16 protein-coding genes are annotated in these 14221 nt (G+C 65.3%); 11 read left to right on the top strand and 5 right to left on the bottom strand.

Annotated features, from left to right (window positions below):
- The first annotated feature begins 24 nt into the window (after positions 1-24).
- The 10 genes from E4634_RS06675 to E4634_RS06635 all read left to right on the top strand — a co-directional run bounded on the left by E4634_RS06675 (position 25) and on the right by E4634_RS06635 (position 9346).
- Positions 25-789, top strand: a complete 765-nt coding sequence (locus tag E4634_RS06675) for a hypothetical protein (RefSeq protein WP_135442037.1) — start codon at positions 25-27, stop codon at positions 787-789.
- Positions 790-812: 23 nt separating this feature from the next.
- Positions 813-2720 carry a DUF3604 domain-containing protein gene (locus E4634_RS06670; protein WP_135442155.1) on the top strand — a complete coding sequence of 636 codons (1908 nt, stop codon included), beginning with the start codon at positions 813-815 and terminating at the stop codon, positions 2718-2720.
- 83 nt (positions 2721-2803) lie between these two features.
- Positions 2804-3406: a hypothetical protein gene (locus tag E4634_RS06665; RefSeq protein ID WP_240725109.1), complete on the top strand. Its 603-nt coding sequence runs from the start codon at positions 2804-2806 to the stop codon at positions 3404-3406.
- A gap of 32 nt (positions 3407-3438) precedes the next feature.
- Positions 3439-4056, top strand: a complete 618-nt coding sequence (locus tag E4634_RS06660) for a cadmium resistance transporter (RefSeq protein WP_135442035.1) — start codon at positions 3439-3441, stop codon at positions 4054-4056.
- 61 nt (positions 4057-4117) lie between these two features.
- The gene (locus E4634_RS06655; protein ID WP_135442033.1) at positions 4118-5344 is read left to right on the top strand and encodes an OmpP1/FadL family transporter; all 1227 of its coding nucleotides are present in this window, start codon (positions 4118-4120) and stop codon (positions 5342-5344) included.
- 96 nt (positions 5345-5440) lie between these two features.
- Positions 5441-7381 (top strand): outer membrane protein assembly factor BamB family protein, encoded by a 1941-nt coding sequence (locus tag E4634_RS06650; protein WP_135442031.1) that lies wholly within the window; start codon positions 5441-5443, stop codon positions 7379-7381.
- A gap of 115 nt (positions 7382-7496) precedes the next feature.
- A complete protein-coding gene (locus E4634_RS21445; protein WP_167854797.1) occupies positions 7497-7862 on the top strand; it encodes a hypothetical protein in 366 nt (121 codons plus the stop codon).
- Positions 7859-8383 (top strand): carboxymuconolactone decarboxylase family protein, encoded by a 525-nt coding sequence (locus E4634_RS06645; RefSeq protein WP_167854796.1) that lies wholly within the window; start codon positions 7859-7861, stop codon positions 8381-8383. Before E4634_RS21445 ends, E4634_RS06645 begins: the two co-directional genes overlap by 4 nt.
- A gap of 73 nt (positions 8384-8456) precedes the next feature.
- The gene (locus E4634_RS06640; RefSeq protein WP_135442027.1) at positions 8457-8921 is read left to right on the top strand and encodes a YeeE/YedE family protein; all 465 of its coding nucleotides are present in this window, start codon (positions 8457-8459) and stop codon (positions 8919-8921) included.
- On the top strand, positions 8918-9346 hold the full coding sequence (locus tag E4634_RS06635; RefSeq protein WP_135442025.1) for a DUF6691 family protein: 429 nt from the start codon (positions 8918-8920) through the stop codon (positions 9344-9346). The genes E4634_RS06640 and E4634_RS06635 overlap by 4 nt, the downstream gene beginning before the upstream one ends.
- A gap of 10 nt (positions 9347-9356) precedes the next feature.
- Here E4634_RS06635 and E4634_RS06630 read toward each other — a convergent pair whose 3' ends face one another.
- Both E4634_RS06630 and E4634_RS06625 read right to left on the bottom strand, forming a co-directional pair.
- Positions 9357-10190, bottom strand: coding sequence for a sulfite exporter TauE/SafE family protein (locus tag E4634_RS06630; RefSeq protein WP_135442023.1), 834 nt, complete (start codon positions 10188-10190; stop codon positions 9357-9359).
- Positions 10191-10193: 3 nt separating this feature from the next.
- Positions 10194-10943, bottom strand: a complete 750-nt coding sequence (locus E4634_RS06625; protein WP_135442021.1) for an MBL fold metallo-hydrolase — start codon at positions 10941-10943, stop codon at positions 10194-10196.
- Positions 10944-11250: 307 nt separating this feature from the next.
- Between E4634_RS06625 and E4634_RS06620 the strand changes: the two genes are divergently transcribed.
- Positions 11251-11616, top strand: coding sequence for a YkgJ family cysteine cluster protein (locus E4634_RS06620; protein WP_135442019.1), 366 nt, complete (start codon positions 11251-11253; stop codon positions 11614-11616).
- A gap of 77 nt (positions 11617-11693) precedes the next feature.
- Here the strand turns inward: E4634_RS06620 and E4634_RS06615 are convergent, their stop codons facing one another.
- The 3 genes from E4634_RS06615 to E4634_RS06605 form a co-directional block, all read right to left on the bottom strand.
- Complete coding sequence (locus E4634_RS06615; protein ID WP_135442017.1) at positions 11694-13280, bottom strand: cryptochrome/photolyase family protein; 1587 nt, start codon at positions 13278-13280, stop codon at positions 11694-11696.
- Between the two features lie 313 nt (positions 13281-13593).
- On the bottom strand, positions 13594-13782 hold the full coding sequence (locus E4634_RS06610; protein WP_135442015.1) for a hypothetical protein: 189 nt from the start codon (positions 13780-13782) through the stop codon (positions 13594-13596).
- A 106-nt stretch (positions 13783-13888) separates the two neighbouring features.
- The gene (locus E4634_RS06605; protein WP_135442013.1) at positions 13889-14098 is read right to left on the bottom strand and encodes a cold-shock protein; all 210 of its coding nucleotides are present in this window, start codon (positions 14096-14098) and stop codon (positions 13889-13891) included.
- Positions 14099-14221: the final 123 nt, after the last annotated feature.

Raw genomic sequence — 14221 nt, 5'->3', positions numbered from 1 at the left:
GTCACCCTGCCGAGGAATACCGCAATGAAAAAATCGACAGCCATAGCGCTTTTCACCGCACTGACCCCAGCGGCGTTTGTCGCCGCCCCCGCCCCCGCGAGCGACGGCTGGGATTTCTCCCTCAGCCCGTACCTGTGGTTCGCCGGCCTGGATGGCGATATCGCCACGGTGCCCGGGCTGCCAGAAGTGCCGGTCGACATCAGCCCCAGCGACGCCTTCGACGACAACGAAGCCAGCTACATGCTGATCTTCAGCGGCAAGCAGGGTCGCCACGGCTTCCTCGCGGACTTCATCTACACGGATACGCGTTCGGACGAAGACCTGGTAAAGGAACTCGACCTCACCCTGCGCAGCATCACCAAGGACACCAGGCTGTCGCTGGCCTATACCTACGAGTTGTACAACGCGAACCAGAGCGTGCTGGACCTGTTCGCCGGCGCGCGCTACTGGGACGTCGACACCACGCTGAAATTCGGCGGTGGCCTGGGCTTCCTGGCCGGCAAGCGCATCGAGAATTCCGAGGACTGGATCGACCCCATGGTCGGGCTCAAGGGTCGCACACCGCTGGGTGATACAAAATTCTACCTGGTCGGCTGGCTGGGTATGGGCGGGCTCGGCATCGGCTCCGATATCTTCTACGACGCCTCGTTCAACCTGGGCTACCAGTGGACGGACAGCATTGGAACAACCCTCGGCTATCGCGTTCTCGATGTCGACTACGACGATGACGGTTATGTCTATGACGTCCAGCAATACGGCTTCAGCGCCGGCCTGACCTGGACCTTCTAAGGGAATCGCACATGAATACCCAGATGACACAGACCTTGGCCGCATTGCTGCTCACCGCAACAGCGTCTGTAAGCGCCCAGGATTACGCCGGCTACGGTGAACAACCCGACAGCGCCAACCATCTCGGCCAGGCGGAGTATTCGCCCTACCTCAATCGCGGGTATCCGCAGCAGGTATTCTGGGGTGACACCCACGTGCATACCGCCTACTCCACCGACGCCGGGATGATCGGCGATATCCTCGGCCCCGCCGAGGCCTATCGCTTCGCCCGCGGGGAAATGGTGGTCGCCAGCAACGGGGTACGCGCCCAGCTGCAACGCCCGCTGGATTTCATCGTTGTCTCGGATCACTCGGAGAACATGGGGCTGGCGCCGATGATCGCCGAGCGCAATCCCGAACTGCTGAAAACCGACTTCGGACGCAAGATCTCCGAACTCGTCTACGCCGGCAAGTACGGCGAAGCCTATACGCTCTGGGGCCAGGGTATGGCCACGCGCAAGGACCCGCTGGCAGGCAACGACGCGCTGACCCGCTCCGCGTGGGAGAAGCTGACAAGTGCCGCCGAGGAATACAACCAGCCCGGCGTGTTTTCCGCACTCATCGGCTTCGAGTGGACGTCCAGCCCGGGCGGCAACAACCTTCACCGCAATGTTATTTTCAGGGACGGCAAGCAGCGCGCCGACCAGGTCATTCCCCTGTCCAACTACGACACCACCGACCCCGAGGAACTGTGGGCCTGGATGGCCGGCTACGAGAAGCTGACCGGCGGGCGCATGCTGGCGATACCGCACAACGGCAACCTCTCCAACGGATTGATGTTTGACGACAGGACCATGGGCGGCAAGCGCCTGGACCGGGATTACGCCGAACGCCGCATGCGCTGGGAGCCGATCCTGGAAGTCACGCAGATCAAGGGCGATGGCGAAGCACATCCCGCCCTTTCGCCCAACGACGAGTTTGCCGATTACGGCACCTGGGATAAGGGCAGCTTCGGCCCAGAGCCCAAGACCCCGGACATGCTACCCAGGGAATACGCGCGCGAGGCGCTCAAGCGCGGCCTGGCCTATGAGGAGAAACTCGGCGCCAACCCCTTCAAGTTCGGCATGATCGGCTCCACCGACACCCACACGTCGCTGGCCACGACCCAGGAAGACAACTTTTTCGGCAAGGCGACGCCCGGTGAACCGAGTGCGAATCCGGACAGGTTCAACGAGAAGATCACCGGCTACCTGCAGGAACCGGGCGGACCGGACATCACCATCCGCCATGTCAACTCACTGGCGGCTGGCCTGGCAGGTGTCTGGGCGAGCGAAAACACACGGGAAGGCATCTGGGATGCGCTGGCGCGCAAGGAAGTCTACACCACCACCGGCACACGCATGACGGTACGTGTATTCGCCGGCTGGGACTTTACCGAGGCCGATGTACAGCGCCCGGACTTTGCCGAGACCGGCTACCTGCGCGGGGTACCGATGGGCGGTGATTTGAACTCCGCACCGGGCGGGAAGTCGCCCGCTTTCGTCATTCGCGCCCTGCGCGACCTGGATGGCGCGAACCTGGACCGCGTGCAGATCGTCAAGGGCTGGCTGGACGGCAGGGGCAAGTTGCACGAGCGTGTCTACGATGTGCAGTGTTCCGATGATCGCGCGATCACCAGTGAAGGACGTTGCGAGCGGCCGGTCGGCAACACCGTGGATGTACCAAGTGCCACCTACACGAACAGCATCGGCGACGCATTGATGCTGGCCTACTGGAAAGACCCCGAGTTCGACCCGCGTCAGCGTGCGTTCTACTACGTGCGTGTGCTGGAGATCCCAACCCCGAACTGGACCACCTACGATGCGGCGTTCTACGGCGTCGACCTGCCGCAGGGTATTTCCCCCAGCCAGCAGGAGCGGGCCTATACCTCGCCAATCTGGTATGCGCCCTGACCTGCGTCCGCTGACAACACACCGCCCGAGGGTGCGGGGTACACTATGAACTGTCCGAGTGACATGACCCGTTGAGGAAAAAAATGGAATCTTCTAAAGCAATTGTTCGGGCCGGCGTTATCGCCGTGACCCTGGCCCTGGGCACCGCACAGTCACCCGCGCTGGCGCAGCGAGCGGGACAGAGCGTCAGCGTGCAGTACGGCGTAGTCAAGGCCGGCAAGGAAGTCGACCTTAAAAGTGGCGCTGTCCCCGCGGGGGCTGTGGTGGGTGGATCGCTGGGCCTGCTCTCGGCGAAAGGGAAGTCCTCCAGCAAGAAGGCACGCAACGCGATTATCGGCACTATCGCCGGCAGCGCTATCGCCAGCGGTTCCCAGGGCAGTACCCGCGGCATGCTCTACGAAGTCGATATGGGCAGCGCCGGCCTGGTCCAGGTGGTCACCGACCAGCGGGAGATCCGCACCGGCGATTGTGTCGCGGTGGAGAAAGCCGGGGACACCGCCAACCTGCGCCGGGTTTCGTCGGCCTACTGCGAACCGAAGAACGCCGCGGCGGTGAGCAGCGTCGCTGAGGAGTCGCGGGAGGAAGCACAGGAGTGCCTGGCGGCCAAGCAACAATTGGTGGAAGCGACCTCGATGGAGGCGCTGGAACTGGCGAAGGTCAAGATCGAGTTGATGTGTGACGACTGATTGAGCGGCGGCATTCCGCACAGCATCCGACAATGATTCCCGGCGAACTTGCCGGCCCGGCCGTCGTGGTCGCGGCCGGCTTTATTGCCACCAATCTCGACAACCTGCTGCTGCTCGTCGTGTTGATGGGCGCCGAACCGGAGCGTCGCGCGAGGCACCGGGCGGGATACCTGCTGGCCTGTACTGTGGTGCTGGCGGTGGCGTCGCTGGGGTCGTTGCTCGGCAGCCTGGTCGATCCGGGGCTGATCGGTTACCTCGGGGTGATACCGCTGGCCATGGGGCTGCGCCTGCTGGTCCTGCGTCGCAACACGGACGCCGCGCCGACGCCGCAACCGGGCACGCCCGCTGCGGTCGCCGGCGGTGGCATGCTGGCAACGGCATTGCTCATGCTCGGCAACAGCGCCGACAGCCTGGCCATTTTCATACCCCTGGCGGCGGAAAGCACGCTGCGGGCCCTGGCTATCGGTTCGCTGGTGTTTCTCGCCTGCGCCACCCTGTCGGCCAGTCTGGCCGGTTACATCGCCGCCCATCCCGAACTGGGGCGCAGGATCACAGCCATCGGTGAAAAGCTCGTGCCGCTGGTCATGATCTGCGCCGGCGCCTACATCCTGGCCGACACGGCCTCGGACACCCTGCGCCAGCCGCTGTGACAGCGCTTGTGTCGACCCCTGCGCCAGCCGCGCAACCATTGCAAACCCTGGAGAGTTGCAAATGAGGTACGCCTTCCCGCTACAACTGGCCATGCTACTGCTCGTGTCCGCCCCGCTGGCGCACGCCCGACCCTACCCCGGGCTGTCCGGTCTTACCGCCACCGCGGACAGCGCGGCCACCGCGGGCAGCAACCCCGCCGGCAGCACGCGCTTCGACAAGGCGGCGCTGGATGTCGAACTGATGTGGTTGAACAGCGAATCCAAGTGGGAGAGCGGTTTCGAGAACAGCGAGTCTGTCGATACGTCGGTCAGTTCCAGCGACACCTATGTCCCGCGCATTTTTTATGTGCAGCCACTGGGCGACAAGTGGGCGTTCTCCTTCGCCGTGCTTGGCGTCGGCTTTTCCGACAACCTCGGCGACTGGCCGGGCCGCTACTTCATCCGCGAGTATGACTCGCTGTTTGTCAGCGCCCTGCCCAGCCTGGCCTACGAGATCAACGAGCGCTGGTCGGTCGCGGGCAGCGTCGCGGTGACCTACGCGAGTTACGAACAGGAGCGCTCGGTCGCCAACATTTTCGACCCCGGCTACGCAGACGGAAAATCGCGCATCGAGACCGACAGCATCGAGTTCGGCTACGCGTTCTCCGCGCTGTACCAGCCCAGCGACACCACGCGCTGGGGGGCCTTCTACAGCTCAAAAATCGACGCCACCCAGGAGGGCAACAACAAACTCTCCGGGCTCGGGCCGCGCACCCAGGAGGTGATGCAACAGCTGGGGGTCATCGGTGCTGATGTCGAGGTGCAGAGCACGTCCCCGCAATCGGTGTTCCTCGGCGTCTACCATGAATTCGACAACGCACATGCGCTGACACTCGACGTGGCGTGGATCGACTTCAGCTCGTTCAGGCTGTCCGAGATCTATTTCAACGGCAGCGGCTTTGTCGAATCGGACCAGTCGTTCAACGATATCTACGCCCTGGCCGCGAGTTATTCACTGCCGGTGGCCGCGCGCACCACGCTGGGTATCGGCGGCATGGTCACCAGCCAGATGATCGACGACGAAGACCGCACCATGACCCTGCGCCTGGACGCCATCTGGTCCGCGGGCGTCGCCCTGGAATGGCAGTGGAAACCGAAGTACGCGATCATGGCCGCACTCAGCTACATGGATTTCGGTGACGCCCCGGTGACTACCGACCCGATTCCCGGTGTCGGCTCGTTCTCCGGCGAATACGTCAGTCGCGACACCTTCCTGTTCCAGCTGCGGCTGAAGTACGGCGGTATCTGAGACCCTTCTCAATAATTGCACCCGGCACAGTGCATTTTTTCTGCCAGCGGGTACACTGTCGCTGCTGAAACGATCACCGACCATCGGGAAATAATAATGATCGCACCCGTCCTCGCAGGCTTAGCGCGCGGCCTTGTCGCCGCGCTCGCTACCAGCGCGCTGCTGGCCCATGCAGCACTCGCCGCGCCGACGCATGACCCCGCCGCGCGGGCGCAATCGGAAAGCTACAAGGACATCACCGCGAACCTGGACCCGGGCACCGCCGCCCTGGGTGAGAAGGTCTACAACACGGTTTGCGTCAGCTGCCACGAACACGGCCTGAACCGCGCACCGCAGCGTTTCATCCTCGCCTTCATGACCCCGGAGTCGATACTCAAGGCACTTACCGAGGGCGTCATGCGCACCCAGGCCGAGGCCCTGTCGCTGGAAGAAAAACAGGCGGTCGCCCAGTACCTGACCTCGCGCGGACTGGGCAGCGGCGACAACGCCGACACGACAGTGATGTGCGCAAGCGCGACGCCAGAGCTCGACGCGCTGCCCGTCCTGCGCGGCTGGGGTTTTGATGCCGGCCATAGCCATTTCATACCCGACGACTACGCGGGCATCACGCGCGACAACGTCGGCCGGCTGCAACTCAAGTATGCGCTGGCATTCCCCGGTGCGGTGCGCGCCCGCTCGCAGCCGCTGGTCGCGGGCGACACGCTGTTCGTGGGCAGCCAGTCCGGCACTCTGTACGCACTGGACCTGGACAGCGGCTGCGCCCACTGGACCTTCCAGGCCTCCGCCGAGATCAAGACCGGGGTGCTGATCGAACACTGGAACCCGGGCGACGCGGCGGCGGACCCGCTGCTGTTCTTCGGCGACATCATCGGCTTCCAGTACGCGATTCGCGCGCGCAGCGGCGAGCTGGTGTGGCGCAAGCGCATGGACGAGCACCCGGCACTGACCCTGAGCGGCACGGCGGCGCTCACCGCGGACACCCTGTTCGTACCCACCTCGTCGCTGGAGGAAGGCACCGCCAGCGACCCCACCTACCCCTGCTGCACCTTCCGCGGGGCGCTGGTCGCGCTGGACCCGGCCAGCGGCGAGGAGAAGTTCCGCACCTGGCTGGTCCCGTCGCCGCAACCGCGCGGCAGGAATGCGTCCGGTGCGCAGCAGTTCGGTCCCTCGGGGGTACCGATCTGGACAGTGCCGCTGGTCGATGAGCAGCGCGGCCTGGTCTACGTATCCACCGGCGACAACTACTCCAGCCCGGCCACCGGACTCAGTGACAGCATTGTCGCCATCGACATGAAAACCGGCGCCACCCGCTGGCACTACCAGGCGACGGCGGATGACGCCTGGAACGGCTCCTGCGCCGAGCTCGTGCAACACAACTGCCCGGAGGAAGACGGTCCCGATGTGGACTTCGGCTCCAGCCCGGTGCTGGCCACCGGTAGCGACGGCAAGGCGCTGGTGGTGGCCGCGGACAAGGCGGGCCAGGTGGTAGCCGTCGACCCCGACACCGGCAAGCTGGTGTGGAAGAAACGCGTGGGCCGCGGCGGCGTGGTCGGCGGCATCCTGTTCGGTCTGGCCGCCCACGATGGCGTACTCTACGTGCCCGTCAGCGACGTGCCGGACGGGCGCAGCTACGCCATCCCCGCCCGTCCCGGACTCTACGCGCTGGACGTGGCCAGCGGCGACTACCGCTGGCAATCGCCGGCGCCGGACGACGTGTGCCGGGGACGCCCGGCCTGCTACCCCGGCAACCAGACCGTGCCCGGCATCACCTCGCAATTACTGTTTGCCGGCGCCAACGACGGCTATCTGCGGGTCTACGATATCCGCGATGGCAGCGTGCTCTGGGAGGCCGACACCGCGCGCGAGTTTCAGACCGTGAGCGGCGCCAGCGCCAGCGGCGGCTCCATCGGCGGCAGTGCCTCGGTGATTGCTGTCGGCGGCCGGCTGGTCACCAACAGCGGCTACGGCTTCGCCGGCAAGATGCCCGGCGGCGTGCTGCTGGTCTACGAAGTCGCCGCACCGGAAGCCGGGGAGTAGAAACCGTGGAAAACATCGCACACCACCTGTCGCGACCGCTAGCGGCCGCCGTTCATCACACCGCGCCGCCTCGGCACTGCTATGGTGGCTTTCCCAAACCCGAGTGCAGGCAGCCATGACCATCACCCTGGAAGCACTGCTCGGAGCTGACCACCCGGCGCCACTGGCCGCACTCGACGCGCTGATGGTCGAGGCGCGCGCGACCCTGGACGATGAGCTGCTGGCCCTGTGCACCGCCTGCATCGAGAGCATTCTCACAGACCATTCATGGCAGCCGCCGCGCGCGCTCACGCCGCGCGAGCAGGCGTTCCTGGCGGCGACGGAACAGTTCGTCACCTCGGTCAGCACCCTCGAGGACGACCAGGTGGCACGACTGCGCGAGTTCGAATCGGCGGACACCATCTACAAGTTTTTCTGCGCGCTCTACGCCATCGACATGCACTACCGCCTGCAACTGGTCATGCCGCGGGTGCTGCCGTGAGCGGGCATCAGCCCAGGCTCGCGGCCGCGGAGCTGACCGCCGGCGATTCCGTGGGCGGCCCGCTGGAACAGGCCATGGGAGAATTCGCCAATGCGGTGGTGAGGGCGAATACCCTGGACCCGCTGACCACTGAGATCGTACGCCTGCGTTGCGCGCAGATTCACGACTGCCGTATCTGCGGCTCACTGCGGCTGCGCGACGCCCAGGAAGCGGGTTTCGACGAGGCCATGCAGCGCAAGATAGCCCGCTACGAAACCAGCGATTTCCCGCCCGCGGTGATCGCCGCCCTGCGCCTGTGTGACGCCATCATCATGCGCCCGGCCTGGGCGGACGACGCACTCAAGGCTGAGCTGCACCAGCACTTCAGCGCCGCGCAAATCGCCGAGATCTGCCTGGACGTGATGAAGTGGAGCCAGCAGAAACCGCTGGTGGCGCTGCGCACCGAAGAGCCGCCCTGGGCGCAGACCACCCTGCTCAGTTTCGACGAACGCGGCGCCCCGGTATTCGGCGGGCCGGCCTGAACCCCGCAGCTTGGTAAGCCCGCCGGGCCTGGTGTAAAGTGCCCATCCCTTCTCCACCGGGTACGGCGCGGCGATGATAGACACCTACTTTCCCCTGGGTATGCAGCACTACCTGGCCGGCGGCCTGCTGATCGGCCTTGCAGTCAGCGCGCTGTACCTGGGCACCGGACTGGTCGGCGGCATGAGTTCCGTGTTCTCCACGGTCTGGTCCTGGTTCTCCCGCTGCCCCGGCTTCCAGCGCGAGGATTTCCTGCGCTCGCGCAACTGGCGCCTGTTGTTCGCCGCAGGCCTGGTGCTTGGCGCCGCCCTGTGGCGCTACGGCCTGGGCAACCCCGTGCCGGTCACCGAAATCCCAGTGCCCTACCTGCTCATCGGCGGTTTCATCGCCGGCTTCGGCGCGCGCCTGGGTAACGGCTGCACCTCCGGCCATGGCATCTGCGGTGTCGCCAGCCTCAACCTGCTGTCGCTACTCGCGGTGCTGGTGTTCCTCGGCGTCGCCATTATCACCGCGCAACTGGTGCGGGGGCTGGGGCTGTGAACTCGCGCGGTTTTGCGTTCTCTGCCACGGTGCTCGCCTGCGGCGCGCTGTTCGGCTTCGGCCTGTCGCTGGCCACCATGATCCAGCCGGAGGTTGTCCTCAGCTTCCTGCGCTTTGACGACCTCGGCCTGTTGCTGGTGTTGTGCGCCGCGACTGGGACCACGCTGCTGGTCTACCAGCTGGCACCGCGCCTGCTGCGTCGGCCGCTGTTTGCGCAGGCGTTCCGCCTGCGGCCGGACGAGACCATGCGGCGCACCCTCGGCGGTGCGGCGCTGTTTGGCGTGGGCTGGGGGCTCAGCGGGGTCTGCCCGGGGCCGGCGATCGCCGGACTCGGCGCCGGCAACTGGCCGCTGCTGTGGTGCGTGGGCGGCATGCTCGCCGGCGCGTACGTCCAGGGGCGCTGGTTCTCCGGCAAGCGGGACTGATTCTACCGGGCTAGAGCTTGGCGGCAATGGTTACCACGCCCAGCACCAGCATGGAAACCGCGAAGGTCTTCTGCAGGGTCGGCCCGGCGAGCCGGCTGGCGACAAGTTGTCCGGCGAACAGGCCGCCCACGCCGCCGACCAGGAAAATGCCGGCTATAAGCCAGGGAATCTCGCGCCCGGCGACGAACCCCGACACCACACCGGAACCGCCCACCAGGGCGATGACAAACAGCGAGGTCGCCACCGCCCGGTGAATCGAGAGCTGGGTGACGAAGGTCAGTGCCGGCACGATAACAAACCCCCCGCCGACCCCGAACAGGCCGGACAACACGCCGGTGATGAGACCGGTGAACGCCAGTACCACGCTGCACGGCGCGGTCAGGCGCAGCGCGGCCGTGTCCGGGTTCAACTGGCAGATCGCGCCGCCCTCGGGCGCCGCGGGGTCGACGAAGTTGGCCCGCACTACCCGGCTGTTGACGGCGTTGCGACTGGCCTTGCGCCACATGGTCAGCGCCACCGCGATGACCAGCACGCTGAACGCCAGCAACAGGTTCTTCTCACTCAACCGGTCCGCCAGCATCACGCCGAAGGGCGCGGCGACAATGCCCGCCAGGGCGAAAATGCCGCCGGCGCGAAAATCCACCAGCCGGTTGCGCGCGGCGTTGCTGCAGCCGATCGCCGCCACCACGGTGACCGTGGCCAGGGACAGGGTGACCGCCTCGTGCACGTTCATGTGCAACCCGAACACCAGCAGGGGTATGGCGAACACGGAGCCGCCGCCACCGGTCAGCCCCAGCGCCAGGCCGACAACCAGGCCAAACAGCAGTGGTAGCAGTTCGAGCATGGCTCAGCCCTGCGGGCTCTCGGTCATGCTGTCGCAGTAAGCCTCGAGTTTCTCCGGCAGGTCGCTGGGGCACTCGCCGCACTGGCGGTTGCCGGGCACCGCGTAGTCGATGAATTTCGGGTAGGCCAGGTCCAGGTTATCCATGATCTCGATGAATTCGGGCAGCGAGCGCCCGCCGCCCAGGCGCGGGTTGCGCGCCTTTTCCTGCGCGATGCTGGAGACCCGGCGCTGCTGGTAGTCATGGCCGGGGTAGACCAGGGTGTCGTCGGGCAGGGTGAACAGCCGCTGGCTGATGCTGGCGTAGAGGTCTTCGGCACTGCCGTTCTGGAAGTCCGTCCTGCCGCAGCCGTCGATGAGCAAGGCGTCGCCGGTCAGCAGGCGGTCGTGGAACTGGTAGCAGTGATGGTCGTCGGTGTGGCCCGGGGTGTACAACACACGCAGCGCGACATCGCCCATCACGAACATCTCGTTATCGCGCACCTGCAGGTCCGGACACGCCGCGGCGGATGCAGCGGGGAATACCACCTGGCTACCCACCGCCTCGCGCAGTTTGCGTGCGGATGTGATGTGGTCCGCATGCACGTGGGTTTCCAGCGTAAAGGACAGCGTCAGCCCCAGTGTCTCCAATACCTGCAGGTCGCGCTCCCAGGTCGGGTAAACCGGGTCGACCAGCAGTGCCTGGCCGGTGCGTTCGCAGCCGAGCAGGTAGGTATAGGTACTGGACAAAGGCTCGAACAACTGGCGAAAAATCATACTGGGACTCCCGTTGCCGGCGGCCGCAAAACGCCGACTTCCGCGCATACTGACCGATCAGTGCGCACAAATATTAGCACTTTCTAATGTATCCTGGAACCGGCTGGCGGCGGAGGTCGCACCTCTTGCCGGGTGGCCTGGAAGCTGATAATTTTGCCGCCACTTCGGGATGGGGGTTCCCCTGAGCGACCCGAAGGGCGTAGCCACCTGTCTGACCTTCCCGGTCTACCCGCGCCAGTCCTGGCGCATGCGCTGTCCGGCCGCACGCGTTTTGTCTCGCCAGTTGAAACGCTTGAGTCTTTTATCCATGAGTAGCACTTCACCGTGCCTGACCTGCGGTGCCTGCTGCGCGTTCTTCCGTGTGTCCTTCTACTGGGGCGAGACACAGGGCGCAGGCGGCGGCGTACCCGACAATCTCACCGAACAGTGTGGCCCCCTGCGCAGCTGCATGAGCGGGACCAACAATCCCGCGCCGCGCTGTACCGCCCTGCTGGGCGATGTGGGCGGCGCCGTGCGCTGCACAATCTACGACAACCGGCCGAGTCCCTGTCGCGACTTTCAGCGCAGCGGCGAAGACGGCCAGGAAAACGCTGACTGCGACCGGGCGCGGGCCGCCCACGGCCTGCCGCCGCTGGTGCTGCCGCCGCTGCCCGTGGAGGCGGAAACCGCCTGAGCGGTGTCCGCCAGCCTGGAAGTCAGCGGGCAAGGCTGGATCGCGGTTTCGCTGCAGGTCCCGGCGAGGCCACGGCCTCACAGCACCTCGATCGAGGCCAACACGTCTTCAGCACGCCGCAGGATGCGTTCCCGTTCATCGGCGGCTTGCCGTTGCCAGTTTTTCAACGGCAGGGCCATGCGCTGGTTGCCCGCCAGCCGCGCGGCGTGGCGGTCGATGAAATGCCAGTAGAGGCTGTTGAGCGGGCAGGCGTCCGCCTGCGTCTTGCCGCGCACCGCGTAGTGGCAGTCCCGGCAATAGTCGCTCATGCGATTCACATAGTTGCCGCTGGCAGCGTAGGGCTTGGAGGCGATCCAGCCGCCGTCGGCGAACAGCGCCATGCCGCGGGTGTTGGGTAGTTCCACCCACTCGATGGCGTCGATATAAACGCCCAGGTACCAGGCGTCCACCGCATCCGGGTCGATACCGGCCAGCAGGGCGAAGTTACCGGTGATCATCAGGCGCTGGATGTGGTGGGCGTAGGCGTACTGCAGCGACTGGCCGATGGCCTGGCGCAGGCAGTTCATGCGCGTCTCGCCGGTCCAGAACCACGCCGGCAGCGCGCGCTGCGCATCCAGCGCGTTGCGCGCCGCATAGTCCGGCATGTTGATCCAGTACATCGCGCGCACGTACTCGCGCCAGCCGAGAATCTGCCGCACGAAGCCCTCCACCTGGCTGATGCCGACCCCGGTGTCCGGTGTCTGCCAGCGCGCCACGGCGGCGTCGAGCACCTCGCGCGGCGAGAGTAGCTTGGCGTTCAGGGCAAAACTCAGGCGCGAGTGGTACAGGCTCCAGGCGTGGGGCGATTGCGCGGTCATCGCGTCCTGGAAGGTGCCGAAGTGCGGCAGGCAGGTCTCGCAGAAAAAACGCAGCAACTGCCGCGCCTGCTCGCGGGTGACCGGCCAGGGCAGCTGCGCTTCGGGCCGGCCGAAGGTTTCCACACCGTGGGCGGCGAGCCGCTCGAGAATGTCCCCGACCGGGTTGCTGAACAGCAGCGGTTCAGGCAGCGCCTGGATGTCCTGCGCCGACAGCGACTCGCGGTTCTCGCTGTCGTAGTTCCAGCGTCCGCCGACCGGTTCCTCGCCATCCATGAGGTAGCGAAACCGGCGGCGCAGCTTGCGGTAGAAACCCTCCATGCGCACGCTCTTCGCCGGCTTCACGTAGTCGCCGAGTTCCTCGAACGGCAGCAGGAAATGCTCGCTGTCGCAGCAGGCGCTGGTCACCTCGAGGTCCCGCGCCAGCGCAGCCAGTTGCTGCGCAAGACGGTACTCGTCCGGTCGCTGGTACTCGAAGTGCCTGCAGTGGTAGCGCTCCAGGCACTGGCGCAACAGCGCTGGCAGGTCCGCGCAGTCGGCGGTCGCGTCCAGGGTGAGATGCAGCACGCGGTGCCCGGCCTGCTCGAGCGCTGCGGCGAAGGCACGCATGGCAGCGAAGAACGCGCAGACCTTCTGCACGTGGTGCCTGGTGTAGTCGGTTTCCTGGCGCAGTTCGGCGATCAGGTAGAGGGTGTCCGGGTCGCGCTGGCGATACCAGGAATGCGCCGCGTTGAGCTGGTCGCCAAGGATCAGCCGCAACGTGCGGGCGGGGCCGTCGCCGGGCGCGGTCGTGCTTTGTGCGGGAGTCATCCCCTCGGTACGCAGCGGGGAATGTGCGGGATCAGGCCTGGTAGCTAAATTTCCGCGCGAGTTTGGCGCACGAGGCTGAGCGCACTGGCGGCAGCAATGAACTCGCAGCGGTCATGAACTCCGGGGGTATTCAGCTCATGGCTGTGATTAGCTCATGGCTGTAATTAGCCCAAGGCTGTGAATAGCTCGAGGCTGGAACAGGCTCAAGGCTGTATCAGCTCAAGGCTGTTTTGCGCCGGCGGATGCCTGGGCCTGTGGTAGTGGTTCGCGCTTGCGGCCGGCGCTGCTTGCGCCCACCGCACTCGCTGGTGTTTCAGCTGCCGCGCTGGTTGGCGGGCTTGCGCGCCTTGAGCGTGGGCTGGCCGCTGATACCGGAGGCCACGACTTCGATTTTCTTGCCCCGCTTCAGGAATGCCTCGGTCTGCTCGGCAATGGAATCGGAAGTCTCTACTGCCGCAGCCTGCTTTTTCGGTGAAGATTTACGTGTCGGAACTCGAGCCATGACTTTTATCCATTATCGGGTTGAAAAAATAACGTCCCGCCCTGCAGCGGGACAGGAGAAAACGCGCGGCGCGACAGGCCACTGCCCGTCGCGACCGCGAGTAAACTCAGCTGATGACGGTAATGTTTTCCGCCTGCGGGCCCTTGGCGCCCTGGGTGACGACGAACTCGACTTCCTGGCCTTCGAGCAGCGTCTTGAAACCGGAACCCTGGATCGCGCTGAAATGCGCGAAAACGTCGGGGCCGGATGCCTGCTCGATGAAGCCGAAACCCTTGGACTCGTTGAACCACTTGACCTTGCCAGTTACTTTGGACATAACTCTTTCCTATACGCTAATAAAGTAGAAACCCTTGCGGGAAGGGATACCTGAGGGCAACACTATTTATGTTATGTTCTACAAACAGGAAGGTCGGAAAGAACTATCGCTAAGCGCGGGACA

The sequence above is a fragment of the Mangrovimicrobium sediminis genome (assembly GCF_004745945.1).
Classification (GTDB): domain Bacteria; phylum Pseudomonadota; class Gammaproteobacteria; order Pseudomonadales; family Halieaceae; genus Mangrovimicrobium; species Mangrovimicrobium sediminis.
The sequence above is the reverse complement of the archived record's forward strand: the minus strand, read 5'-3'. Positions and strand labels throughout refer to the sequence as shown.

Excerpts from the sequence above, each read along its gene's own strand:
- E4634_RS06615 (WP_135442017.1), bottom strand. The coding sequence starts at position 13,280 with ATGACTCCCGCACAAAGCACGACCGCGCCCGGCGACGGCCCCGCCCGC.
- E4634_RS06620 (WP_135442019.1), top strand. The coding sequence starts at position 11,251 with ATGAGTAGCACTTCACCGTGCCTGACCTGCGGTGCCTGCTGCGCGTTC.
- E4634_RS06675 (WP_135442037.1), top strand. The coding sequence starts at position 25 with ATGAAAAAATCGACAGCCATAGCGCTTTTCACCGCACTGACCCCAGCG.
- E4634_RS06650 (WP_135442031.1), top strand. The coding sequence starts at position 5,441 with ATGATCGCACCCGTCCTCGCAGGCTTAGCGCGCGGCCTTGTCGCCGCG.
- E4634_RS06665 (WP_240725109.1), top strand. The coding sequence starts at position 2,804 with ATGGAATCTTCTAAAGCAATTGTTCGGGCCGGCGTTATCGCCGTGACC.
- E4634_RS06655 (WP_135442033.1), top strand. The coding sequence starts at position 4,118 with ATGAGGTACGCCTTCCCGCTACAACTGGCCATGCTACTGCTCGTGTCC.
- E4634_RS06625 (WP_135442021.1), bottom strand. The coding sequence starts at position 10,943 with ATGATTTTTCGCCAGTTGTTCGAGCCTTTGTCCAGTACCTATACCTAC.
- E4634_RS06630 (WP_135442023.1), bottom strand. The coding sequence starts at position 10,190 with ATGCTCGAACTGCTACCACTGCTGTTTGGCCTGGTTGTCGGCCTGGCG.
- E4634_RS06605 (WP_135442013.1), bottom strand. The coding sequence starts at position 14,098 with ATGTCCAAAGTAACTGGCAAGGTCAAGTGGTTCAACGAGTCCAAGGGT.
- E4634_RS21445 (WP_167854797.1), top strand. The coding sequence starts at position 7,497 with ATGACCATCACCCTGGAAGCACTGCTCGGAGCTGACCACCCGGCGCCA.
- E4634_RS06660 (WP_135442035.1), top strand. The coding sequence starts at position 3,439 with ATGATTCCCGGCGAACTTGCCGGCCCGGCCGTCGTGGTCGCGGCCGGC.
- E4634_RS06610 (WP_135442015.1), bottom strand. The coding sequence starts at position 13,782 with ATGGCTCGAGTTCCGACACGTAAATCTTCACCGAAAAAGCAGGCTGCG.
- E4634_RS06640 (WP_135442027.1), top strand. The coding sequence starts at position 8,457 with ATGATAGACACCTACTTTCCCCTGGGTATGCAGCACTACCTGGCCGGC.
- E4634_RS06670 (WP_135442155.1), top strand. The coding sequence starts at position 813 with ATGACACAGACCTTGGCCGCATTGCTGCTCACCGCAACAGCGTCTGTA.